We start from the raw sequence: 25,677 nt of genomic DNA on the forward strand, positions 1-25,677 counted from the left end.
TGATGCCGGTTAAGGAGGCTCATGGATGGAACAGCATGCTTTTGAACTTGTTTCGAAATACAAGCCGGAGGGGGACCAGCCGGAAGCGATCCGCCAGCTTGTGGACGGCATCCGTGCAGGCAAAAAGATTCAGACACTGCTCGGGGCGACCGGAACGGGAAAAACGTTTACGGTTTCGAATGTGATTAAAGAAGTGAATAAGCCGACGCTTGTCATTGCCCACAACAAAACGCTGGCCGGGCAATTGTACAGCGAGTTTAAGGAGTTTTTCCCGAACAATGCAGTAGAGTATTTCGTCAGTTATTACGATTATTACCAGCCTGAAGCGTACGTGCCGCAAACCGATACGTATATTGAAAAAGATGCAAGCATTAATGATGAAATTGACAAACTGCGGCACTCGGCAACGTCTGCCCTGTTTGAGCGCAATGATGTCATTATTATTGCGAGCGTCTCCTGTATTTACGGCTTAGGTTCGCCGGAAGAATACCGCGAGCTTGTCGTCTCGCTCCGGACCGGGATGGAAATTGAGCGGAACCAGCTGCTGCGGCGGCTTGTCGATATTCAGTATGCCCGCAATGATATTGACTTCCAGCGCGGGACGTTCCGCGTGCGCGGCGATGTCGTCGAAATTTTCCCGGCTTCGCGCGATGAACACTGCATTCGTGTCGAGTTTTTCGGTGACGAAATTGACCGGATCCGCGAAGTCGACGCGCTGACCGGCGAGATTATCGGTGACCGCGACCATGTGGCGATTTTCCCGGCTTCCCACTTCGTTACGCGCAATGAGAAACTGCAGATTGCGATACGGAATATTGAAGCGGAACTTGAAGAACGGCTGAAAGAGCTCCGCGATAACGGTAAACTGCTCGAAGCGCAACGGCTCGAACAGCGAACGCGCTATGATCTGGAAATGATGCGGGAAATGGGCTTTTGTTCCGGGATTGAAAACTATTCCCGCCATTTGGCGCTGCGCCCGCCCGGTTCGACGCCGTATACGCTTCTGGACTATTTCCCGAAAGATTTTCTGCTCGTCATTGACGAATCCCATGTTACGCTCCCGCAAATCAGGGGAATGTTTAATGGGGACCAGGCGCGCAAGCAGGTGCTCGTCGACCACGGGTTCCGGCTGCCGTCTGCGCTTGACAACCGGCCGCTCCGGTTTGAGGAATTTGAAAAACATATTTCGCAAATGATTTGCGTATCCGCTACACCGGGGCCGTATGAACTTGAGCATACGCCGAAAATGGTGGAACAAATTATCCGCCCGACAGGCCTTTTGGATCCGCAAATTGATGTGCGGCCGATCGAAGGGCAAATCGACGACCTACTCGGGGAAATTCAGGACAGGATTGAAAAAAATGAGCGCGTGCTTGTCACGACACTGACGAAAAAAATGGCGGAAGATTTAACGGACTACTTGAAAGAAGTGGGCATTAAAGTCCAGTATCTCCACTCCGAAGTAAAAACGCTCGAACGGATTGAAATTATCCGCGACCTCCGTCTTGGCAAATATGATTGTATTGTCGGCATCAACCTGCTCCGGGAAGGGCTGGACATCCCGGAAGTGTCGCTTGTTGCCATTCTCGATGCCGATAAGGAAGGCTTCCTGCGTTCCGAACGGTCACTGATTCAGACGATCGGCCGCGCCGCCCGGAATGCAAACGGCAAAGTGATCATGTACGCCGACAGAATCACGGATTCGATGGAAAAAGCGATCAGCGAAACGAAACGGCGCCGTGCCGTCCAGGAAGCCTATAACAAAAAACATGGCATCACGCCGAAAACGATCCAAAAAGATATCCGCGATACGATCCACGCGACCTATGCGGCGGAAGATGCAACGCCGTATGAAGCGGAAGAAACGAAAAAGCCGCTGACGAAAGAAGAACGCATACGGATGATTGCAGAACTGGAAGAAAAGATGAAAGAAGCGGCAAAAGCGCTTGACTTCGAGCAGGCCGCCCGGTACCGTGATGCCCTTTTAGAACTGAAAGCAGGTGACGACCACAATGGTATTAGATAAAATTGAAGTAAAAGGGGCCCGCGTCCATAATTTAAAAAATATTGATGTAACCTTGCCGCGGGACCAGCTTGTTGTGCTGACGGGATTGTCCGGGTCCGGAAAATCTTCGCTCGCATTTGATACGATTTATGCGGAAGGGCAGCGGCGCTATGTTGAATCGCTGTCCGCCTATGCCCGGCAATTTTTAGGGCAGATGGACAAGCCGGATGTGGATGCGATTGAAGGCCTTTCCCCGGCAATCTCCATCGACCAGAAGACAACGAGCCGCAATCCGCGTTCCACCGTCGGGACGGTAACAGAAATTTATGATTATTTGCGGCTTCTGTATGCCCGCGTCGGCCACCCGATCTGCCCGAACCATGGCATTGAAATTGCTTCGCAGACGGTCGAACAAATGGTGGACCGGATCATGGCATACCCGGAACGGACACGGCTCCAGGTGCTTGCCCCGGTGGTATCGGGGAAAAAAGGCCGGCATGTGAAACTGCTGGATGATATTAAGAAACAGGGTTTCGTCCGTGTCCGCATTGACGGGGAAATGCTTGACCTCGGCGAAGAAATTGAGCTGGACAAAAACAAAAAACATTCCATTGATATCGTTGTTGACCGTATTGTCGTAAAAGACGGAATTGAGCCCCGCCTGGCCGATTCGCTTGAAACAGCGCTGAAATTGGCGGACGGGCGCGTGGTAATTGATGTGATCGGGGAAGAGGAACTGCTGTTTAGCGAGCACCTTGCCTGCCCGATTTGCGGCTTTTCGATCGACAAACTGGAACCGCGCATGTTTTCGTTCAACAGCCCGTTCGGCGCCTGCCCGGAATGTGACGGGCTCGGGGCAAAGCTTGAAGTGGATCCAAGCCTTGTCATTCCGGACGCCTCACTTACGCTCAATGAAGGCGCGATCGCCCCGTGGGAACCGATCAGCTCACAATATTATCCGCAGCTCTTAAAAGCGGTGTGCGAGCATTTTGGCATTGATATGGACACGCCTGTAAAAGATTTGCCAAAGCATCAGATGGAGATCATTTTATACGGATCTGGCAACGAACGGATTTATTTCCATTATGAAAATGATTTCGGCCAGGTGCGCGACAATATGATTCAATTTGAAGGCGTACTGAACAATATCGAACGCCGTTACCGCGAAACCAGTTCCGACTTCACGCGCGAGCAGATGGAAAAATATATGGCCCAGCAGCCATGCCCGAAATGCAAAGGCTACCGCCTGAAACCGGAAAGCCTTGCTGTGAAAGTGGGCGGTAAACATATCAGTGAAGTGACGGATTACTCGATCGCGGAAGCCCGCACCTTTTTTGCCCATCTTGAATTGACGGAAAAAGAGCAGGCGATCGCCCGGCTGATCCTGCGCGAAATCGAATCCCGGCTCGGTTTTCTCGTTAATGTCGGCCTTGATTATTTGACGCTGAGCCGTTCTGCCGGTACGCTTTCCGGCGGCGAAGCCCAGCGTATCCGGCTTGCGACGCAGATCGGGTCGCGGCTTACAGGCGTTTTATACATTCTCGATGAACCGTCGATCGGCCTCCATCAGCGCGACAATGACCGCCTGATTGCAACGCTCAGGCAAATGGCTGATATCGGCAATACGCTTATTGTTGTCGAACACGACGAAGATACCATGCTTGCCGCAGACTATTTAATTGACATCGGCCCGGGGGCAGGCGTCCATGGCGGAAAGGTTGTTGCTGCCGGCACGCCGCGCGAGGTGATGAAAAATCCGGATTCACTCACCGGCCAGTATTTATCCGGAAAGAAATTCATCCCGCTCCCGCCTGAACGGCGGAAAGGGGACGGCCGTTTTGTTGAAATCAGGGGCGCGAAAGAAAATAATTTAAAAAACATCAATGTAAAATTCCCGCTCGGCCTGTTTATTGCTGTAACCGGCGTCTCCGGCTCCGGAAAGAGCACGCTTGTCAATGAAATTTTGCATAAGGCGCTTGCCCAAAAATTGCAGCGTGCAAAAGCAAAACCGGGCGCTTACAAAGAAATCAAGGGTATTGAACATCTCGACAAAGTCATTGACATCGACCAGTCCCCGATCGGCAGGACGCCGCGGTCCAACCCGGCGACCTATACCGGCGTGTTCGATGATATCCGCGACGTGTTTGCTTCCACGAACGAAGCAAAAATCCGCGGCTATAAAAAAGGGCGGTTCAGCTTTAACGTCAAGGGCGGCCGGTGTGAAGCCTGCCACGGCGACGGGATTATCAAAATTGAAATGCACTTTTTGCCGGATGTGTACGTACCGTGTGAAGTATGCCACGGCAAACGGTACAACCGCGAAACGCTCGAAGTTCAATACAAAGGCAAAAATATTGCTGATGTACTCGATATGACGGTGGAAGATGCGATTTCCTTTTTCGAAAACATTCCGAAAATCAGGCGGAAACTGCAGACCATTGCGGATGTCGGCCTTGGTTACGTCAAGCTCGGTCAGCCGGCAACAACTCTGTCCGGCGGCGAAGCGCAGCGCGTGAAACTCGCATCTGAACTGCATCGGCGTTCGACCGGCCGTTCTTTCTATATTTTGGATGAACCGACAACCGGCCTTCACGTCCATGATATTGCCAAACTGCTTGATGTGCTGCAGCGGCTGGTGGAAAACGGCGATACGGTGCTTGTGATCGAGCATAACCTCGATGTCATCAAAACCGCCGACTATATCATTGACCTCGGCCCGGAAGGCGGAGATGGCGGCGGAACCGTTGTTGCTACCGGTACGCCGGAAAAAGTTGCGGAACACCCAACCTCCTACACCGGAAAATATTTGAAACCGGTGTTGGAACGCGACCGGGAAAGAATGGAAAAAGAAATAGAAAACCTGGCGCGCTGAGGCATGCTTACCGTTTTTTCGGCTAATAGGAAAGTATAAATTTTTCAGTTTCTACTTTCCTAGCGCATAAGTGCAACTACGGTTTTGCTCTCGCCTAAAGGCCCGGACGCCCGCGTTTTCTTTACGCCGGATGAATAACTGAATGCGGGATGTACGGCGCCTTTTGGCAATTTTTTCTATTATGTGGGAAATCGGGGTGCTAACTTTATGGTGCTCCTCCCCCGCTAGCGGGAGGGGGTCTCTTGTACGTAGGGCACTTATTAAAGAAGTATTTGAATTCTGCTTGAAATAGACATATAATAAGTAAAGATTAGGGAAAAATAATGAAAAGTGTCGCATTGTGCAGGAATGTTGCCTATTACATTTAGCAGGGAGAGAACTGTATGAAAAAAGTAATCACATATGGAACTTTTGACCTTCTCCATTGGGGGCATATCAATTTACTGAAACGCGCAAGAGCATTAGGCGACTATTTAATCGTCGGCCTTTCATCGGATGAATTTAACGAAATCAAAAATAAAAAATCGTACCACAGCTATGAAAACCGGAAATTAATTCTGGAAGCGATCCGTTACGTTGACCAGGTCATTCCGGAACATTCGTGGGAACAAAAATTAGACGATATTAAAAAATATAATGTCGATGTTTTCGTCATGGGCGATGACTGGAAAGGCAAATTTGATTTCCTAAAGGATTATTGCGAAGTGGTTTACCTGCCGCGAACGGTCGGCATCTCTACGTCAAAAATTAAGAAGGACCTCTTCTCTGTGAAAAATGGTTAGGGAACTGTTCATTTCCTTATACTTACTGCTTTTTCGCGTGCTGTTTACATTGTGTAAAATTTTTCCTTTGAAAAGGAAAATCACATTTGTCGTTTCATTTGAGCAGAACAGTTTATATGTGTATGAGGAATTGAAAAAGCATCCTGATCCTTTTCAGGTAGCGTTCGTTTGTACTTCTTCCTGCTACCGCCGTGTTGCGGAAACCGTCCGGCAAGAGAAGGTATTTCTGTTTGAAATGAAAAATTTGCAGCATTTTATCCGTAGCATATACAACATTGCGACATCGAAATTTGTGATTGTCGATAATTATTACGGTTTCCTGGCTGCCGCCCGGTTTAAAAAAGGGGTGGAATGCATCCAGCTCTGGCATGCAGCAGGGGCTGTTAAAACGTTTGGCCTTGAAGACAAAACGATCCACACGAGGGGCAAGCGTGCATTGAAACGGTTTAAAAAAGTGTATGCCCATTTTGACCGGGTAGTGGTGGGGTCTGAAAAAATGAAGCATATTTTTATGAGGGCTTTCGGGCTTCCTCCTGAAAATTTTCTTTGCACAGGCATACCACGGACCGATCTTTTTTTTGACCAAAACAGGATCCGGGACATAAAGAGGGAGCTGTACAAACGGTATCCTGCCTTTCAAAAGAAAAAAGTGATCTTGTATGCCCCGACTTTCAGGGACCAGCATCTGGATCATTTTGAAGTGCCGCTTGATTGGGACCGGCTTTATGATGAACTGAAGGATGAGTATATTTTTGTTGTGAAATTTCATCCGGCTGTCAATAAAGGGGCGGGTTTGAACCAACGTCATGATTTTATCATTGACTGCCCGAAGGACGTGGATGTAAACGAATTATTGCTCGTAACTGACTTTTTAATTACCGATTACTCATCCATTCCCTTTGAGTTTGCGCTTTTAAATAAACCTATGATATTTTATCCGTATGATTTAAAATATTATCAGGAAAATCGAGGTTTTTGGGGAGAATATGAGCGAATGGTACCTGGACCTTTAGCTTTTTATACTGAAGAGATTATTCAGTACATTAAAGCAGATAATTTCGACATGAAGCGGATTATTAACTTTTCAAGCATTTGGAATCACTACTCTACAGGAAATTCCAGTTATAATTTAATCACATATTTGTATCAATATAGTAGGAAACCTGCTTCCGGGAGGAGTTAAAATACATATGGTGGAAATAAAAAGATGTACTTTGAAAGAACTAAAATTTCAGCATGATGATTATTTCCTTGAAATATATGTTCCATTGCATATTGTTGAAGACCAGTCTCCGCTGCAGCTTACCCTCATTAGCCGTTATAGAGGGTTAAAAAAAACATATAGCATACAAGAACTATCAAAAAGTGAGGAAGTTTGTGTAGTTTGTTCAAAAATAGAAAAAAATGAGCTTGATCATTTTGTGCTTACTGACGATATTTGGGATGCATATATAACAAAAGAGAAAATAACAGAGCTGGAAACGGAAGAAGATGAAGAAACAGTAGAACCTTCCAAATTTAGATTGAGAAGTAATAATCAGCATATTGAGTTATTACATTATGTTAATCGTCAAGAAAATAAAATTTTTTTGCCGTATTCAACGAATAAAAGAAACGTTTCGTTTCGGATAAAGAATCCAGGAGTAATTGCGAAAGTTGAAAGAGTGTCCATTGATAAAACAGGGCTAATTTCATTGAGCGGTTTTGTTGTAGATCCAACAGGAAAAGACCGATTGGAAGAGAGAGAATTTATTTTAAAGAATGCTGGGCAGGGAATTGAAATTAAATACCCGGTTCAATTTATTGAGCGTGCGGATTTAACAGAAGGTTATAGCCATCATGGGTTGGATTTTAGTCATGCGGGCTTTTACGTTGAAATAAAGGCTCAAGATATCGCTCTCTTAGGAGAGGGAAAAGTCCGATATAAATCGTATTTAAAAATAAATGTAGACGGACAGGTAAAAGAGTCGGCACGTCTAAAGTTTATCCCAGACAGCCCATTTACTAAAGGAAAAAAATACATTAAAAAATTTAATGGTCAAAAGAAAAAACTGCTTGTGACTAGGACAAAAAAAAAGAAGTTTTTATCAATTTCTGTAGATGATTACCGTTTTTCTACTCATATGAAATTAATTATAAAGAGAAGACTGCGGAAAATTAGGAAAAGCAGATATACAAAACGAGCATATCAGTTTGCATTTAAATTTGTTGGAATGTTTCCGGCAAATAAAAAGCTCGTTATGTTCGAAAGTTTTCTTGGAAAACAGTATAGCGATAACCCTCGCGCGATTTATGAATATATGAAGGAAAAGTATCCGGAATTTAAATTATATTGGAGTGTTGATAGGAGATTTTCTTTTAATTTTGAGAATAGGGATTTGGTTGTTGTAAAACGACTTTCGATCAGATGGCTGTTTGCAATGGCAAGAGCAAAATACTGGGTTGTGAATACCAGGATGCCGCTTTGGATACCGAAACCGGCCCATACAGTTTATCTTCAAACCTGGCATGGAACGCCTTTAAAAAAACTAGCGGCCGATATGGAAGAAGTTCATATGCCTGGTACAACAACTGAGAAATATAAACGTAATTTCCTTAAAGAAGCGAGCCGTTGGGACTACCTTATTTCCCCAAATGCTTATTCTACGGAAATTTTCAGACGAGCATTCCGCTTTGACAAGGAAATACTTGAGACGGGGTATCCTCGTAACGATTTTCTTTTTAAACAAAATCACACTGAAGAAATAAGGGCACTTAAACTTAAATATGGGCTCCCGGAAGATAAAAAAATCATTCTATATGCTCCGACATGGAGAGATAATAAGTTTTACGGGAAGGGTAAGTACAAGTTTGATTTGCCATTAGATTTGGAAAAACTTAAGGAAGAATTAGGTGATCAATACGTCATTGTGATGCGGATGCACTATCTTGTTGCCAGTAAATTGGATCTAACTCTTTATACTGAGTTTGCTTACGATTTTTCAAATCATGAGGATATTCGAGAACTATACCTTATAGCCGATTTGTTAATTACAGATTACTCATCCGTGTTTTTTGACTATGCAATTCTAAAGCGGCCAATGATCTTTTTTGTTTATGATATTGAGGAATATCGAGACAATTTGCGTGGGTTCTATTTTGATTTTGAAAATAGCGCTCCAGGACCATTAGTAAAAACAACTGATGAAATCATTAATGAAATTAAAAAGCTTGATGCGAACGACTATAAACTTCCGGAAACTTTCGGAGCTTTTTATAAACAATTTTGTTATTTGGAATCCGAAAGATCATCTGAAAAAGTGGTAAATCGCGTTTTTCTAGGAAGGAAAGAATTATGAAATCAGCTATTACTGTTATAAAGGAACAAGTAAGTAGTTTTTATCTGATCCTAAGATTGTCGGCTTATGAAATGAGGAGCCAAAATAAAAGTAATTACCTGGGAGTTTTATGGGAAATCATTAACCCGATGATTCAAATATCTATATATTGGTTTGTATTTGGTTTTGGTATTAGAGGAGGGCACCCTCGCCCTGAATTTATTCCATGGCTGCTTGCAGGTATATCTGTGTGGTTTTTTATTTACCCTTCCGTCATGCAGGGTTCTAGATCTGTTTATTCAAGAATTAAAATGGTAGCTAAGATGAATTTTCCACTAAGTGCTATTCCCAGTTATGTAATTTTGTCAAAGATCTACCAGCATTTCATGCTTTTAGCGATTATTATTGTGATCTTGAATTTAAAGGGGTATACGATTTCAATTTATTATTTTGGTATAGCTTATTACTTTATTAGTGTCTATATTTTTGTATTTGGGTTGTCTCTTGTTACTTCTACTTTATCAACTATTGTTAGGGATGTACAAAATATAGTTCAGGCTCTTATGAGAATGATGATTTATCTCACGCCGATATTGTGGAATCCGAATACGCTTTCTCCCAAAATACAAGCAGTTTTAAAGCTAAATCCTTTTTATTATGTCATTGAAGGTTATCGATCCTCATTACTTGGAAATGAAGGGTGGTATTTTATTAATCATTGGCACTATACATTATATTTTTGGGGAATGACCATTGTTATTTTTATTATTGGCAGCAGCTTACATGTAAAATTTAGAAACCGGTTTGTTGACTTTCTTTAATTTAACCTTTTGATAAAAGGAATATCTAAAAAAGGCTGGGATTGTTGTGGATGAAAAACAATTGCTAGAAAAAAGGAAGATTTTCGAGAAACAAAATAATATTAAGTATAACTGGGAAGGTTATTTTGTTAAAAATAAAAAATACTTTTTGAAGACTAATGTTTATCCTAAGGTTACAGTAGTAACGCCGGTTTATAATGCGGAGAAGAATTTAAGAAAGACAATTAATTCAGTAATTGATCAAACGATTGGTTTTGAAAATATTGAGTATATCCTAGTAGATGATTGTTCGAACGATAATTCCAGGGAAATCTTACTGGAATATAGTGAAAATTATTCAAACATTGTAGTTGTTTTTTTAAAGAAAAATACAGGCACACCTGCACAGCCTAGAAATTTAGGGATAAAGTTGTCAAATGCAGATTATATAACGTTTTTAGACGCTGATGACTGGCTTGATCCAAATGGTATAAAGGTATTGTATGATATTTTAGAACAAACAGGAGATGACTACATTGTAGGTAAAACGATTGAAATGAATTCAAAGGGGATAAAAATAATAGGAGAACATGAGTCATGCGAGGAAAGAAGGAGTGTTTCTCCATTTTCAATTCCACATATTTTTCAACATTTGGGACCAAGAGCCAGAATGATGAGAACAAAGTTATTAAAGGAAAATAAAATAAAATACCCTGAAATGCGATTTGCAGAGGATAAACAATTTTTTATAGATGTTCTTATCAATTGTAAAGCAATCTCTACAACGACTACGCCAATTTATTATCTAAACAGGCTTGATGAAAATAATGATTCCTTAACAAAAAAAACGGATATTACTGAGAAAATGGAGAGCAATATTGCGGTAATCAATTATGTTATCAAGAAACGTTTAGATGTAGAAAAAGAAAAAATGATATTAAATCGATTATATGAATTCGATTCCATTACTCGGCTCTTTAATAGGCATCACTTTTTAAAGAGCAAAAATAAAAATATATATTTCAAAATATTTGGGGACGTATTAAAAACAACTAAAAAGTTAAGGTATGATTTTTCAGAAAACTTTTTTAAACCAATCAACAAAGTCGCGTATGAACTTTTTAAAGAAGGACGATATGACGATATTGAAAAATTGTTCAAATGGGAAAAAGGTGAGAAGGTGAAAGATGTATTAATTAGAAACCAGCTTCCTTATGTTGTTTCTCCTTTAAAAGATGAAAAATATAAATTCATCAGAGTTCCAATGCTCGCTGTTTTTCAAAAAGACTATTTTGAAGACAATTACTACCATTTAATGTTTAATGTTTATGGGGACTATGTAGACAACGTAAAAGATGTTTTGTTTGTTGATAAACAGAATGCGCTTTACCAAAAAAATTATCCTATTGATATTGACGAAAACGGAACTGCTCATCTGATGGTGAGTATGGAGGAATTAAAAAATCTTCCGACTTCTAGTTTTACAATATATTTGCGATATAATGATTATGAAAAAACAAATATAAGAAGAATTAATGAAAATAAAATTACTTATGAAGGAAGAAACTATTCTTTTTATACAACTGTCAACTCTAATATCGCCCTTAAAATAAAATGATTAAAAAGCGACTTCCAATAAACTGGCCCCATGACACAATAAAAAAGTTTAAGCAGCTGGGAGATGATTCCTATTATATTAAATAGGGGTCATTTTTTTAACATTGATAACGGTAATTGTTGTAATAAACTATTTAAGGCTTGCTGAATAAGCAAATATACCAAGTTTGACAAGCATTTCGGACGCTTTTGTCGAATATAAAGTATAAAGGATGAAATTGAAATATAACATGATCTTGGCTTTTTTAGCACACAATAATTTGAACATAAACTTATGATCGAATATGTTACAAATGCTTGAAAGATGAAACTTTCCATCCTTGCTTTTCGTAATACACTTTTAATATACAAATAAGGAGGCCCCCCATGGAAAACAAACGAAAACGGATTTTGGATATGGTGAAGGATGGGAAATTGTCGACGGATGAGGCGCTGATGCTGTTGGAGGCTTTGGACCGGGAAGAGGCGGGACAAATGGCGGCGGAAGAGGATCCGGCAGAACACGGGGAACAGGCTGCAAACGGCGGCAACGGAGAGGCTGGCAGCGATACGGGGCAGAAAAAGTTCCGCGATACAGACCGGAATTTTAATGAAACGAAAGAAAAGCTGTTTGATCTTGTCGGTGGCGCGCTGAAAAAAATAAAGGACTTTGATCTCCAGCTGGGCCAGTCTGCCGAAGTTTCCCATGTTTTCCAGCAAAGCCTGCCGGAAACCGATACCATTGAATTAGATATCGCAAACGGACATTTAACGTTTAAACAATGGGATCAGGAAGATGTGCGGGTGGAATGCCAGGCAAAAGTGTACCGCACCAATGACAGGGAAGATGCCCGCAGTTTTCTGCTGAACAATAGCACGTTTTCGGTGGAGGGCGGCAGGCTTGTGTTTTCTACGCAATCCAAATGGATGAAAGTGGATACAGCCGTTTACGTTCCGGCGTCCCGCTACCGGAAAATCACGTTGAGCACTTTTAATGGAAACGTCCAGGTGAAAGACATTCAGGTAGACCAGTTAAAAGTGAAAACACTCCACGGAAAAGTACTGGTGGAACATGCCGATTTGGAAACGGCGGAAGTCGAAACGGGAAACGGCACCGTTGATTTTGACGGAAATACAATCGGGCAAGTTGAAGTACAGACGATGAACGGGGACATCCGGTGGAACGGAGCGTGCAGGCGGTCAGACTTTGAAGCATTTAACGGCAATATTACGGTAAAAATGGCTCCGGGCGCCGATTCATTGCACAGCAAGACCGTCTCCGGAAACATTGAAATGGCCATCCCGGAAAACATCTCCGTACACGGGGAAGGAAAAACCAACTTCGGCAACTTTGCAATTGACCTTCAAGGCATGGAAAAATATGAAGAACGAAAAGAAATGATTCAGAAAGTGGCGCGCTTCAGCAGAAAAGGCACCGCTGAGTCCGCATTATATATTTTTGCCGACGCGAAAACGGGGTCCATCACGATCAACGAACAAAAGCCGGAGGAAGAAGAAAGCCCGGAAGCATAATCGTTTTTTTGCCTAGAAAGCAGAAATTTCGCGAAAAAAAGATGCGTACCTGCTGTGCTGCTGGAATCCACTGCTGTACCGTTATATACTGTAAAAAGAACCACACAGAAAAGGTTTGATGATCATGCGCTGGTTACTTGGAATTTTGATCAATGCGGTGTTATTTATTGCACTTTCCGGCTATTTTCATGGCTTTTATGTCGAAAATATTGGGGCTGCCGTTATGTCAAGTCTCGTCTTGTCCATTTTAAATATTCTGGTACGGCCGATCCTGATTCTGCTTACATTGCCGATCACAATTCTCACGCTGGGCATCTTTTTGCTCGTCATTAACGCCATTACACTCGTGCTGACGGATGAACTGATGGGTGCAAGCTTTGAAATTGACAGCTTCGGCATGGCGCTTTTCGTTGCGATCATCATGGCGATCGTAAACTTAATTTTACAGGAAACCGTATTCCGAAAATAAGACAGGCGGCGGCCCGACACCGGAGCTTTGAAAAAACGGCGGCGAAAACCCGCCGTTTTTTCATGCCATGGCCCGATGGATATAGGGTAAATCATTTTCAGGCAGCCAAACTATTTTTAAAATGAAAAATGCACCACACGGCATTTATCTCAAAAGAAGTAACAGGGTGGCGACTTTTCGTTCATTTATAGCATCGTCCTTTTGGAAAAGGAGAAAAGCAGCGTCCGCTCTGATTTGCCATTAGGCCCTGAACCGCTTTAACGCAGTTTTACACGGCACAGGATGATTTTTGGTTGAAAAGGGTGGAACGGGCCCTTTGGGAAATGATAAAATAATAAGAAGCCTTTGAATCATCAACAAGCCGTTCCGGTGGTTTTTATCCGGACTTAACAGGAGGAATTACAGTGGCAAAGGTGCGCGTAGCAGATATGATTAAACATTTTAATCTGGAATTGATCAGTGGGGAAGAGGGCATCCATCGCCCGATTACCACAAGCGATATTTCAAGACCGGGGCTCGAGATGACGGGATTTTTCGATTATTATCCAGCCGACCGGATCCAGCTGCTCGGGATGACGGAAATCACCTTCAGCAAGAGGCTCTCGCCGGAAGAACGGAAGAGCAGGATGGACAACTTATGCAGCGATATTACACCGGGCATCGTGATATCACGAAATTTGGAAGTGCCAGATGAGTTAATAGAAGCTTCCGAAGAAAAATCGATCCCTGTGATGCGGACCCCGATGAAAACAACCCGGTTTTCAAGCCGCTTAACCAATTATTTGGAATATAAGCTCGCCCCGGCAACAGCCATCCATGGTGTGCTTGTAGATGTGTACGGGGTCGGCGTTCTGATCACCGGCAAGAGCGGGGTCGGAAAAAGCGAAACAGCGCTTGAACTTGTCAAAAGGGGGCACCGCCTTGTCGCGGATGACTGCGTGGAGATTGTCCAGGAAGAAGAAGGGTCTCTGATCGGGCATGCGCCGGAATTGATCGAGCATTTGCTTGAAATCCGCGGCCTTGGCATTATCAATGTTATGACGCTGTTTGGCGCTGGCGCGGTCCGGAGCCATAAAAAAATTACCATGATCGCCAATCTCGAGCTGTGGGACGAGCATAAGCAATATGACCGGCTCGGGCTGGATGAGGAAAAAGTCAAAATCCTTGATACCGAAATTACAAAGATGACGGTACCGGTACGGCCGGGGCGGAACCTTGCCATTATCATCGAAGTGGCGGCGATGAATTACCGTCTGAAAAATATGGGCGTCAATGCGGCGCGGCAATTTACGGCCAAGCTCGCAAACGTCATCGAAGAACACGAGCAGGGAACGGAAGAAGAAAAGAACGAACCGTAAAAATGGCCGGCTGTATTTTAGGCTGGCCTTTACGGCGCGGAAAAGAAGGAGTGGTTGTGAAAAATGGATTCGAATATTACCCCGCTGAATCCGATTGCGTTTCATTTAGGCGGGTTTAGTGTGCACTGGTACGGAATCATTATCGGCTGCGGCATTCTTTTGGGTCTTGCCCTTGCGATGCGGGAAGCTGACCGGCTTTCGGTTGACCAAAATATCATTGCCGATTTATGCATTTGGGCGATTCCGGTTTCCATTATTTGCGCCCGCATTTACTATGTCCTGTTTGAATGGGAGTATTATGCCCAACATACAAGTGAAATCATTAAAATTTGGAATGGCGGCATTGCCATTCACGGCGCGCTAATTGGGGCGGTGGTCACCGCCATTCTTTTTACACGTGCAAAGGGCGTTTCTTTCTGGAAAATTGCGGATATCGTTGCGCCGAGCCTGATTTTAGGGCAGGCGATCGGGCGCTGGGGCAATTTTATGAATCAGGAGGCGCATGGCCGGGCTGTGTCCAGGGCTTTTCTCGAGAACTTGCATCTCCCGGACTGGATCATTAATCAAATGTACATAAACGGCACTTATTACCAGCCAACATTTTTATACGAATCACTTTGGGATCTTGCAGGTTTCATCTTTTTGCTTTTGTTGAGAAGGCGGGCGGCGATGCACAGGGGCGAAATTTTTCTAACCTATCTTATCTGGTACTCGATCGGCCGGTTTTTTATCGAAGGTTTGCGGACGGACAGCCTGATGTTGACTGCGCATATCCGCATGGCGCAAGTTGTATCCTTCATCCTGATTGTTTGCGCGCTTCTTCTCTGGTTTTACCGCAGAAAAACAGGCTTATCGGCCAAACGATACGATGAAGAGTGAAAAAGGCTTAATTTTTCCGGATGGTTCAGCCCGTTTCAGAGAGGCAAACAGGCTTTCCGGCCAAACGGAGCCAGGAAAAGAAAGAGGGAAGCAGATTGAAAAACCGGATTACGACATTGTTGTTTGACTTTGACGGCACTTTAATTGACACGAACGAATTGATTATCCAGTCCTTTTTGTATACGCTCAATGCGTACTATCCGGGCCGTTACAGCCGCGAGGACGTGCTCATTTTTAACGGCCCGCCTTTAATCGACACGTTTCTATCGATCGATCCGGAACGGGCGGAAGAAATGACCGCCAAATACCGGACGTATAATATTCAGCAGCATGATGCGCTTGTAAAGGAATTTCCGGGCGTATATGACACGATTAAAATGCTCAAGGAACACCGCTTTAAGCTCGGAATTGTTTCAACAAAAATGAAGGACACGATCAAGAAAGGACTGAAACTGGCAAAACTGGACCCGTTTTTTGATGTGATTGTGGCGCTTGATGATGTCAAAAAGGCCAAACCGGATCCGGAGCCTGTTCAAAAAGCGCTCCGCCTTCTCGGTTCAAAGCCGGAAGAAGCGATGATGATCGGCGACAATTACCATGATATCGAAGCGGGGAAAAATGCCGGCACCTTTTCGGCCGGTGTGGCATGGTCGGCAAAAGGGCGCGCTTTTCTCGAGCAATACAACCCGGATTTTATGCTCGAAACGATGACGGATCTTGCTGAAATTGTCGGGGTCCATGTGAAATGAGAAATACAAAGCGGTATCCGGTTAAAGGATCGAATGCCCTTTGGCAAATTTATAAAACCGTTTCATTCTGGAAAGTTTTTAAAAACGTGCTTGTCATTGAAATTGCGCGCTTTCTTCCGTTTTTGCGTCTTAAAAACCAAATGTACCGCATCTTTTTGCACATGAAAGTCGGGGACAGGACGGCTTTTGCCTACAAAGCGCTTGTCGATATTCTGTTCCCGGAGATGATCACAGTCGGCAAAAATTGCGTGATCGGCTATCATACGACCATTCTCGCGCATGAATATTTGATTGATGAATACCGAATCGGTGAAGTTGTGATTGGCGATGATGTGATGATCGGGGCGAACACGACGATCCTTCCAGGTGTAACGATCGGAGACAGGGCGGTGGTGGCCGCCGGTTCTGTCGTCCATAAAGATGTGCCGGCTGGTGCCTTTGCTTGCGGGAATCCGCTTCAAATCAGGCAGAAAAGTAGCGAAAAGAAAGACCCGGAACAAACAAAACGATAAAAAAGGGAAGAATTACTTTATCCCAAAAGGTTAAAGGCTTTCCAATTGTATGTTATACTACAAGAAACGATGAATGTTACTTGTTTGTGAGGGAACAACATGAGCAAAGATTCCAAATTAAGGCAGGAACATGACAATGTGCTGTCTTTTGTACCAACGGGAGAATACTATTTTAATAAAGGTGTCCAGGCTTATGACCGCCATGACATCAAAAAGGCATTGAAATATATGCAGCGCGCTGCCCAGCTTGACCCGTATGATCCGGTCATCGCCTGCCAGCTTGCGATCATTTATACCCATTGTGAAGCGTTTCGGAAGGCGATTGACATTTTTCGCCATATTTTAGCAAAACTCGATCCCGGCATGGTCGAATGCCATTATTTTATTGCCAATAATTATGCGGATCTCGGATTTTTTAACGAAGCTTTATACCATGCGCGAAAATATCTTGAACTGGACCCGTTTGGCGAGTACAGGGAAGAAGCAGAAGAACTCATTTATGTGCTTGATTTGGAAGAAGAGGACGAAACGGGCGCTATTTCGTATGAACAGGACGAACTCATGGCCAGACAAGAGGAAGCAAGGCGGTATCTCGAAGCGGGACATTTCGATACGGCGCTTTCGGAGTTGCATAAACTGATCAAGAAATACCCCGATTTCTGGTCTGCCTACAACAACATGGCGCTTGCGTGTTTTTACCTTGGCCAGACGGAAAAAGCGGTCGAGGTACTGATGGATTTGCTCGAAAAGAACCCTGGCAACCTTCATGCACTTTGCAATTTAGCGGTTTTTTACTACCATAAACGCGATGACGAAAAGCTGGAACAGATTTTACGCGGCCTTGAAAAAGTTCGGCCGGTGTTACTGGACCATCAATATAAACTCGGTGCAACATTTGCAATTGTCGGGCGCTATGAAGAGGCGTACCTTTGGCTGAACCGGTTGAAAAAAGTTGGATTTGACGGGGATGCTTCGTTTTACTACTGGCTTTCGCGGGCGGCTTACCATACGAACCGGCAACAGGCAGCAGAAGCCGCCTGGGAGCAGCTTGTGGAACTGAATCCGGAGAAAAAAGGCTGCGAACCATGGAACCGGGAAATGGAAAAGAAAATGAACGAGAAAAATGTCCAGTTTATTTTGGACAGGTTGAACAGCACGGAGTTGCCCGAGCGGTTCTTCGGAATTTTCATGATCGGATTGTCTTCCAATCGTTCGGATATCGTATCGCATCCGGATTTTAAACCGCTTGACGATTTTACGCTGACCGAAAAAATTTATCTCGCCCATGTGCTGGAGTCGGATATTCGCGAATCGTTTGACCCGGATGAGGTGTTTGTGCGCGGCCACAATATTGCATGTATCCTCCACAGCCATTACGGTCCGATGTTTCCGGGCTATACGAACTTAATGCTCGCCTGGTTTTCGATTTTTTTAACCGGTCTGAAACGCGGGGAACGGTTTCAAAATGAGTCCGGTTTTGCCGCCGCTATCGATTACTTGTGGCATCACCAAAAAGGCGATAAAGTATCCCAACAGGCAATCGCAAGGGAGTACCGGATTTCCGTCTCCACATTAAGGAAATACGCAAACCGGATCAAATCGCTCCTTTAAGCACAAAAATAGACGATAAACCAATATTCCTTTACTATAGAGAATGAAAGAAAACCCCACTGCATAAAAGAGAGTGGGTTTTTTTCAAAAAAATCGTATGGAATTGCATCTTTGTGGAACGATGAAAACAGGCGGCCTGCGGTTTCCCGGCCGCGGCCTTTCAATAAGGAGTGGTACAAACGATGAGTGAAGAACAAATTTATGATGTGATCATTATCGGGGCGGGGCCTGCCGGGATGACAGCTGCCGTTTATGCATCGCGGTCAGACTTGAAAACCTTGATGATCGAGCGTGGCGTTCCAGGAGGCCAGATGGTCAACACGGAAGAAGTGGAAAACTATCCGGGTTATGAATCGATTCTCGGTCCGGAGCTATCAAATAAAATGTTTGAGCATGCCAAAAAGTTCGGTGCCGAGTATGCATACGGCGATATTAAAGGCATTGAGATAGACGGGGATTATAAAATTGTCAAAGCAGGCGCAAAAGCATACAAAGCGCTTGCTGTGATTATCGCAACGGGCGCCCAATATAAGAAACTCGGTGTCAAAGGCGAAAACGAACTGGGCGGCCGCGGCGTTTCTTATTGTGCAGTGTGCGACGGCGCTTTCTTCAAAGGAAAAGATCTCGTTGTCGTTGGCGGCGGTGACTCGGCTGTTGAAGAGGGAAATTACCTGACGCGCTTTGCCAATAAAGTGACGATTGTGCACCGGCGTGATCAGCTGCGGGCGCAAAAAATCCTGCAGGACCGGGCTTTTAAAAATGAAAAAATTGACTTTATCTGGAATCATACGGTGAAAGAAATCCATGAAGAAAACGGAAAAGTCGGCGCTGTGACGCTCGTTTCGACTGTGGACGGATCAGAAAAACCATTTAAAACGGACGGCGTTTTCATTTATATTGGCATGGTGCCTTTGACCAAGCCTTTTGAAAACCTGGGCATTACGAATGAAGCCGGTTATATTTTGACGAATGAGGAAATGGAAACGAAAATTCCGGGCATTTTTGCAGCCGGCGATGTCCGTGAAAAAACGCTCCGCCAAATCGTCACGGCAACGGGCGACGGCAGCATTGCCGCACAAAACGCCCAGCATTATGTAGAAGAAGTGAAAGAAGCCATGAAAGCCGGTTGATTGCTGGATAAAAAGGCGTGTATCCCCGGCATTTTGCTAAAAACAGGGAAAACGTCAAGTGGTTTTAACGTGTTTGTAACCCGCATGAAATAAACTTGCGGTATGATGTAAATATAAATTGACCCCCTTTTTTATATGTTTGAACCAAGAACACTTATGGCTCCGGCTATAAGCGGTTCAAGGAACCTATCTCCCAGGCACAGGAAAATCCTGTGCTCTTTTTTTTTTTTTTGCGCAAAAATTGCGGTGCGGATATTGCGCTGCTTTTTCCGGCTGATAAATGCGCTGGCTCGTTTATACGGGAGATGAAAGACATTTTAAAGGGTGGCGGGCGCCTATTTGTCCTTCACCGGTTTGATGAAAGACAAAACAAAGCGCGACTGCTTGCCATTTGTCCCTCATCGATGCGATGAAAGACAAAACAAGGTATGACGGGTATCGATTTGTCCTTCATCACCCCGATGAAAGACATTTTATAAGATGGCTGCCAGTATTCTGTCCTTCACCGGCATAATGAAAGACAAAACAAAGCGCAGCTGCCAGCCATTTGTCCTTCATCTGCCCGGTGAAAGACAAATCAAAGTTCAGGAGCCACGGACTTGTCCTCACCCATGCGATTTTCACGATTGGGGAAAACTTGACACAAACGGGGCAGGTGCATTCATTGTTCAACCATTTCATTAATAGTATAATAAAAAGGTACATGGTTTTACGCACGGGAAAGGTTTATCCATCGGTTGAATAGATGCGGATTTGTCCGCATCATTCCGGTTCAGATATGAGGTGACTCCTTTGCAAAGAATAACAAATTGTGTATTCATCAAAGACGGACAGGTTTTATTGCTGCAAAAGCCGCGGCGCAACTGGTGGGTTGCACCCGGTGGGAAAATGGAGCAAGGAGAAACGGTCCGTGAAGCTGTCATTCGTGAATACCGTGAAGAAACGGGCATCTATTTAAAACATCCTGATTTAAAAGGCGTTTTCACCATTGTCATCAAAGACGGGGATAAACCCGTGTCTGAATGGATGATGTTTACGTTTGTTGCCACAGACGGCGACGGCAAAAACTTCGAGCAATCTGCTGAAGGAATTTTGCAGTGGCATGCCATTGATGAAATGAAGAACTTGCCGATGGCGGCGGGGGATACCCATATCTTGGAATATATGGTTCACGGAAGCGGCATCATCTACGGCCAGTTTACGTACACGCCCGACTTTGAATTGCTTTCATACAGGCTCGATCCAAGCTGAAACGCCATGCTAAATTTTCCGTCAGGGGGAAAAAGAATGGGTTTAGAAGGAAATCAAATGCAGTTTGTCATCATTACCGGCATGAGTGGGGCCGGAAAAACAGTTGCGATCCAAAGCCTGGAGGATCTCGGGTTTTTCTGTGTCGATAATTTGCCGCCGACGCTTTTGCCAAAATTTCTGGAACTGATGAAAGATGCCAGTAATAAAATGAATAAAGTCGCGCTTGTAATGGATTTGCGCGGCCGTGAATTCTTTGATGACTTGTTCCGGGCGCTGGATGAACTTGACAAGTCTTCGTGGGTTACGCCCACCATTTTATTTTTAGATGCGGATGATTCTGTGCTCGTACGCAGGTATAAAGAAACGCGCCGTTCACACCCGCTTTCGCCGGATGGGACGCCGCTGGAAGGGATACAGCAGGAAAGAAAAATCCTTGAGGAGCTGAAAGGGCGCGCACAGCTTATTCTTAACACATCCAATTTAAAACCGCGCGAACTTCGCGAAAAAATCGTGTTGGAGTTTTCGGCGAATAAGCAGTCGTTTTTCACGGTTAATGTCCTGTCGTTCGGCTTCAAAAATGGTATTCCGATTGACTGTGATCTTGTTTTTGATGTCCGGTTTTTGCCGAATCCATTCTATATTGAACATATGCGCCCGAAAACCGGACTGGACGAAGAGGTATACACTTACGTTTTAAAATGGAATGAAACGCAAAAATTTCTTGAAAAGCTGACCGATTTGCTTGCTTTTATGCTCCCGCATTACAAACGGGAAGGGAAAAGCCAGCTGGTGATCGGCATCGGGTGCACGGGCGGACAGCACCGTTCCGTAGCGCTTGCCGAGTATATCGGCCATTTTTTTGAAAAAGACTATCATACAACGATTTCTCACCGTGATATTAAAAGAAAAGAGGAGCGTAAGCCATGAGGCATCCGAAAATTGTACTGATCGGAGGCGGGACGGGGCTTCCCGTGCTTTTGCGGGGGCTGAAAAAATACCCGGTTGAGATCAGTGCCATTGTAACTGTTGCAGATGACGGCGGGAGTTCCGGAAGAATCCGCAATGAAATGGACATTCCTTCACCGGGGGACATCCGCAATGTGCTTGCGGCTTTATCCGATGTGGAGCCGCTGCTTGAAAAAATGTTCCAGCACCGCTTTGAAACCGGCGATGAACTTTCCGGGCATTCGCTTGGCAATCTGATTATTGCGGCGCTCACTTCGATAACTGGAGATTTTGTGCACGCCGTAAAGGAACTGAGCAAAGTCCTGAATGTACGGGGGCAGGTTTTACCATCCGCCAACCAAAGTGTCGTGTTGCACGCCGAAATGGAAGACGGATCGATCGTTTCCGGAGAATCCAAAATTCCGTGTGCCGGCAAAAAAATCAAAAGGGTGTTTTTGACCCCAGAAGTCATTCAGCCGCTTCCGGAAACATTAACGGCCATTCAGGAAGCTGACTTGATCGTGATCGGCCCAGGCAGCCTTTATACAAGTATTTTGCCGAATTTAATGGTGCCAGGTCTTGGAGAAGCAGTATGCCAGGCAAATGCGAAAAAAGTGTATGTATGCAATTTGATGACGCAGGCGGGCGAGACGAATCATTATACTGCCGCGGATCATGTGCAGGCGATTTTCAACCATATGGGTAGTGCCTGTATTGATACGATCCTCGTTAATGATGAAGATGTGCCGGAACCGATTATGCACCGGTATCGCAAGGAGTTGGCACAGCCTGTTGTATACGACGTGAAGCGTTTAATGGGGCTCGGCCTGGAGGTGGTTTCGGGAAATATTTTAACGTATAAAGGCGGGGTCATCCGCCACGATACGGAAAAAGTTGCCGAAATCCTTTATGATATTTTGAAAAAGCAGCAATGGCTTTCACGCTCCAGTGCCCGGTGAAAGGATAAAGGTGGAACATCCCCTTTTCATGTGCATTTTTTCGCATAGCTCTAAATTTTGCCAAGGGAGGGGCCTGGAGGATGTCATTTGCATCAGAGATCAAAAAAGAGCTGACCAATTTAGCAGTAAAAGATTGCTGCGTGAGATCCGAATTATCGGCACTGATCCGGATGAACGGATCTTTATCTTTTTCCAACAAGGTGCTGGTTGTCAATGTGCAGACGGAAAATGCCGCCATTGCTAGGCGAATTTACGTCCTTGTAAAAAGATTATATGACGTCCCGGTGGAATTATTAGTCAGGAAAAAAATGCGCCTGAAAAAAAACAATGTCTACATTGTCAGGCTAAAGGCCCGGGCAAAAGAAATATTGGAAGATTTGCATATTCTCGGTGAACATTTTACCTTTACCCGGAACATTTCCCCGGAACTGCTGAAGAAAAAGTGCTGCAAACGTTCCTATTTGCGTGGGGCTTTTCTGGCGGGCGGATCCGTTAACAATCCGGAAACTTCCTCTTATCATCTGGAAATTTCCTCCCAATACAAAGAGCACAACGATGCGCTATGCCGCCTGATGAACGGGTTTCATTTAAACAGCAAGACGCTTGAAAGAAAAAAGGGCTATATTACGTATTTAAAAGAAGCGGAAAAGATTACGGAGTTTCTCAATATTATCGGTGCCCATCATGCCCTGCTCCGGTTTGAAGATGTCCGGATTGTTCGGGATATGCGCAATTCCGTCAACCGGCTCGTCAATTGCGAAACGGCCAATTTGAATAAAACGATCGGAGCCGCCCTCCGTCAAGTGGAAAACATTCGCTATATTGAAGAAACGGTCGGCCTTGATGCACTGCCGGAGAAACTGCGCGAGATTGCAGTATTGCGCGTGAACCACCAGGATGTGACTTTGAAGGAACTCGGCGAAATGGTGTCCGGCGGGCATATTAGCAAATCCGGCATCAATCACCGGCTCCGCAAAATCGATGAAATTGCCGAGAAACTGCGGGCAAACGGGCCTGTCAATAAAAATTCATAATGGGTACCAACATCTATATATTATAAGCTTTAGTTTTTCGCGCAAATTACGAGCAGGATAAGACATGGCTTCTCATAACATGTAAAGAAGTAGTTATGTTAAAATTCAACTTATCTAAGATGAATAGGTTTAAAAAGTACAAAGATGGGGGGCGTATTGGCAGCGCCCCTATCCTGCTACTTGAAAGGAGAGGGTTATCGTGATCGAAAAACAATTGGAAGTGAAATTAAAATCCGGTTTGCAAGCGCGTCCTGCAGCCCAATTTGTCCAGGAAGCCACCCGCTTTTCATCGGAAATTTTTCTTGAAAAAGAAGGAAGAAAGGTGAATGCAAAAAGCATTATGGGGCTGATGACCCTTGCCGCAGGCCATGGAGAAACTGTTACGCTGAGCGTGGACGGGAGTGATGAAGAAGAAGCATTTGAACATTTGGCAAACTATATTGAAGGAAAAGAAAAACTTCCGTCCTAATGTAAGCGCATGCGCCGGAATCAGCCTGCAGGTTTCAAACACAGTACAAGGCCGCCCGCTTGCGGACGGCCTTGTTCAATTTTATTTCAATTCTTTTTTTGTCATAATATGGTCAATCAAACCATATTCTTTTGCTTTTTCCGCGCTCATGAAGTTATCGCGGTCTGTATCCCTTTCGATCACTTCAATCGGCTGGCCGGTATGGTCGGACAAAATTTTGTTTAATTTCGCGCGCGTATACAAAATATGTTTTGCCGCGATTTCAATTTCTGTTGCCTGGCCTTGGGCGCCGCCTAATGGTTGGTGAATCATCACTTCGCTGTTCGGCAGGGCATAACGTTTCCCTTTCGTGCCGGCGGTCAACAGCACGGAGCCCATTGATGCAGCCATCCCGACGCAAATCGTTTGCACGTCCGGTTTGATGATCTGCATGGTGTCATAAATGGCAAGGCCCGCAGTGACACTCCCGCCAGGACTGTTAATATAAAGATAAATATCTTTTTCAGGGTTTTCCGCTTCCAGGAACAAAAGCTGGGAAACAATCGAGTTGGAAACATTGTCGTCAATCGCGCTGCCAAGCATAATAATCCGGTCTTTTAACAGGCGGGAATAAATGTCGTATGCGCGTTCCCCGCGGTTTGTTTGTTCAATTACTGTGGGAATTAAATTCATATTGAGTATCCTCCTTCTTCTCTTCGGAATGGTCCATCATATGCTATATCATGGATGTTAAAGGAATTATTCTCCATCCTTATGTACTGATCATACAATATTGGTCAATGAAGGTCAAAAGAATTGCCTTCACCTGAACTACAATACCCATCATAACCAAATTCCGATAAAATAAAACCAAAAAGGGGCTTGCTTTTTTGTTCATTGTCCTTTATAATCTATTATTGTTGAATCACTTATTGCCCTCGTGGTGCAAAGGATAGCACGTGAGATTCCGGTTCTCAAAATGTGGGTTCGATTCCTGCCGAGGGCGTTTTCTAAAAACTGAACAATTAGCTTAAAATTTTTTAAACCCTTGATACGACTGCATTTGCAGTCGTTTTTCTTTTTCTCTGATACGGAAAAATAAGGCGAAAATTGAATGAATTTTGCACCACAAATCTCATTCATTGCGCCACCTGCGACATTTCCTTCATAGTGCCATATATTCAGGTTTTGAACAGTTTTTGTATAAATCATGGAGGGCTTTATTGGTTACGATAAATTGATAAGAAATATGCAAAAGGAGAATGCCGGACCAAATTTGCAAAATCCACTTGAAAAACGAACGTTTGTCCTTTATAATAAAACTGAAAAATGAGAAAAGGGGTGTTGCCATTGGAACTTGTAATGGAAAAACATGCCGGTTATCACGTGCATGATCGTTTTTTTAAGGAGCTGATCCAAAACTTTTT

21 protein-coding genes, 1 tRNA gene and 1 pseudogene are annotated in these 25,677 nt (G+C 44.2%); 22 read left to right on the forward strand and 1 reads right to left on the reverse strand.

Annotated elements, in window-relative coordinates:
- Window positions 1-25: 25 nt before the first annotated feature.
- The 20 genes from uvrB (at window position 26) to NFR98_RS08110 (ending at window position 24,271) form a co-directional block, all read left to right on the forward strand.
- The gene (gene uvrB / locus NFR98_RS08015; RefSeq protein ID WP_035190590.1) at window positions 26-2,026 is read left to right on the forward strand and encodes an excinuclease ABC subunit UvrB; all 2,001 of its coding nucleotides are present in this window, start codon (window positions 26-28) and stop codon (window positions 2,024-2,026) included.
- Window positions 2,013-4,877, forward strand: a complete 2,865-nt coding sequence (gene uvrA / locus NFR98_RS08020) for an excinuclease ABC subunit UvrA (protein WP_071451777.1) — start codon at window positions 2,013-2,015, stop codon at window positions 4,875-4,877. Before uvrB ends, uvrA begins: the two co-directional genes overlap by 14 nt.
- Window positions 4,878-5,260: 383 nt before the next feature.
- Entirely contained in the window at window positions 5,261-5,659 is a 399-nt protein-coding gene (gene tagD, locus NFR98_RS08025) for a glycerol-3-phosphate cytidylyltransferase (protein WP_251459925.1), read from the forward strand.
- Entirely contained in the window at window positions 5,652-6,842 is a 1,191-nt protein-coding gene (locus tag NFR98_RS08030; RefSeq protein ID WP_350346237.1) for a CDP-glycerol glycerophosphotransferase family protein, read from the forward strand. Before tagD ends, NFR98_RS08030 begins: the two co-directional genes overlap by 8 nt.
- Window positions 6,843-6,849: 7 nt before the next feature.
- Window positions 6,850-8,997, forward strand: coding sequence for a CDP-glycerol glycerophosphotransferase family protein (locus NFR98_RS08035; protein WP_251459929.1), 2,148 nt, complete (start codon window positions 6,850-6,852; stop codon window positions 8,995-8,997).
- On the forward strand, window positions 8,994-9,797 hold the full coding sequence (locus NFR98_RS08040; protein ID WP_019721732.1) for an ABC transporter permease: 804 nt from the start codon (window positions 8,994-8,996) through the stop codon (window positions 9,795-9,797). Before NFR98_RS08035 ends, NFR98_RS08040 begins: the two co-directional genes overlap by 4 nt.
- Before the next feature lie 46 nt (window positions 9,798-9,843).
- Window positions 9,844-11,394 carry a glycosyltransferase family 2 protein gene (locus tag NFR98_RS08045; RefSeq protein WP_157775932.1) on the forward strand — a complete coding sequence of 517 codons (1,551 nt, stop codon included), beginning with the start codon at window positions 9,844-9,846 and terminating at the stop codon, window positions 11,392-11,394.
- 365 nt (window positions 11,395-11,759) lie between these two features.
- Window positions 11,760-12,905: a DUF4097 family beta strand repeat-containing protein gene (locus NFR98_RS08050; RefSeq protein WP_251459931.1), complete on the forward strand. Its 1,146-nt coding sequence runs from the start codon at window positions 11,760-11,762 to the stop codon at window positions 12,903-12,905.
- 124 nt (window positions 12,906-13,029) lie between these two features.
- Window positions 13,030-13,374 (forward strand): phage holin family protein, encoded by a 345-nt coding sequence (locus NFR98_RS08055; protein WP_014095831.1) that lies wholly within the window; start codon window positions 13,030-13,032, stop codon window positions 13,372-13,374.
- Window positions 13,375-13,778: 404 nt separating this feature from the next.
- Window positions 13,779-14,732, forward strand: coding sequence for an HPr(Ser) kinase/phosphatase (hprK, locus tag NFR98_RS08060; RefSeq protein ID WP_014095830.1), 954 nt, complete (start codon window positions 13,779-13,781; stop codon window positions 14,730-14,732).
- A 63-nt stretch (window positions 14,733-14,795) separates the two neighbouring features.
- The gene (gene lgt, locus NFR98_RS08065; RefSeq protein WP_014095829.1) at window positions 14,796-15,611 is read left to right on the forward strand and encodes a prolipoprotein diacylglyceryl transferase; all 816 of its coding nucleotides are present in this window, start codon (window positions 14,796-14,798) and stop codon (window positions 15,609-15,611) included.
- A 95-nt stretch (window positions 15,612-15,706) separates the two neighbouring features.
- Complete coding sequence (gene ppaX / locus NFR98_RS08070) at window positions 15,707-16,360, forward strand: pyrophosphatase PpaX (RefSeq protein WP_014095828.1); 654 nt, start codon at window positions 15,707-15,709, stop codon at window positions 16,358-16,360.
- The gene (locus NFR98_RS08075) at window positions 16,357-16,872 is read left to right on the forward strand and encodes an acyltransferase (protein WP_014095827.1); all 516 of its coding nucleotides are present in this window, start codon (window positions 16,357-16,359) and stop codon (window positions 16,870-16,872) included. Before ppaX ends, NFR98_RS08075 begins: the two co-directional genes overlap by 4 nt.
- 99 nt (window positions 16,873-16,971) lie before the next feature.
- On the forward strand, window positions 16,972-18,483 hold the full coding sequence (locus NFR98_RS08080) for a tetratricopeptide repeat protein (protein WP_014095826.1): 1,512 nt from the start codon (window positions 16,972-16,974) through the stop codon (window positions 18,481-18,483).
- Between the two features lie 182 nt (window positions 18,484-18,665).
- Entirely contained in the window at window positions 18,666-19,613 is a 948-nt protein-coding gene (gene trxB / locus NFR98_RS08085) for a thioredoxin-disulfide reductase (RefSeq protein ID WP_014095825.1), read from the forward strand.
- A gap of 792 nt (window positions 19,614-20,405) precedes the next feature.
- Window positions 20,406-20,864 (forward strand): NUDIX hydrolase, encoded by a 459-nt coding sequence (locus NFR98_RS08090; protein ID WP_014095823.1) that lies wholly within the window; start codon window positions 20,406-20,408, stop codon window positions 20,862-20,864.
- Window positions 20,865-20,900: 36 nt separating this feature from the next.
- On the forward strand, window positions 20,901-21,791 hold the full coding sequence (rapZ, locus tag NFR98_RS08095; protein ID WP_061564965.1) for an RNase adapter RapZ: 891 nt from the start codon (window positions 20,901-20,903) through the stop codon (window positions 21,789-21,791).
- A complete protein-coding gene (locus NFR98_RS08100; protein WP_014095821.1) occupies window positions 21,788-22,768 on the forward strand; it encodes a gluconeogenesis factor YvcK family protein in 981 nt (326 codons plus the stop codon). Before rapZ ends, NFR98_RS08100 begins: the two co-directional genes overlap by 4 nt.
- 80 nt (window positions 22,769-22,848) lie before the next feature.
- The gene (gene whiA / locus NFR98_RS08105) at window positions 22,849-23,802 is read left to right on the forward strand and encodes a DNA-binding protein WhiA (RefSeq protein ID WP_014095820.1); all 954 of its coding nucleotides are present in this window, start codon (window positions 22,849-22,851) and stop codon (window positions 23,800-23,802) included.
- Window positions 23,803-24,001: 199 nt separating this feature from the next.
- Window positions 24,002-24,271 carry an HPr family phosphocarrier protein gene (locus tag NFR98_RS08110; protein WP_014095819.1) on the forward strand — a complete coding sequence of 90 codons (270 nt, stop codon included), beginning with the start codon at window positions 24,002-24,004 and terminating at the stop codon, window positions 24,269-24,271.
- Between the two features lie 81 nt (window positions 24,272-24,352).
- Here NFR98_RS08110 and clpP read toward each other — a convergent pair whose 3' ends face one another.
- Window positions 24,353-24,943, reverse strand: coding sequence for an ATP-dependent Clp endopeptidase proteolytic subunit ClpP (clpP, locus tag NFR98_RS08115; protein WP_013858693.1), 591 nt, complete (start codon window positions 24,941-24,943; stop codon window positions 24,353-24,355).
- Window positions 24,944-25,184: 241 nt separating this feature from the next.
- Between clpP and NFR98_RS08120 the strand changes: the two genes are divergently transcribed.
- A tRNA-Arg gene (locus tag NFR98_RS08120) sits at window positions 25,185-25,256 on the forward strand.
- Window positions 25,257-25,600: 344 nt separating this feature from the next.
- Window positions 25,601-25,677: pseudogene (locus NFR98_RS15885) on the forward strand (Rpn family recombination-promoting nuclease/putative transposase); the annotation flags it as partial.

The sequence above is a fragment of the Weizmannia agrestimuris genome (assembly GCF_943193165.1).
Classification (GTDB): Bacteria; Bacillota; Bacilli; order Bacillales; family Bacillaceae_C; genus Weizmannia; species Weizmannia faecalis.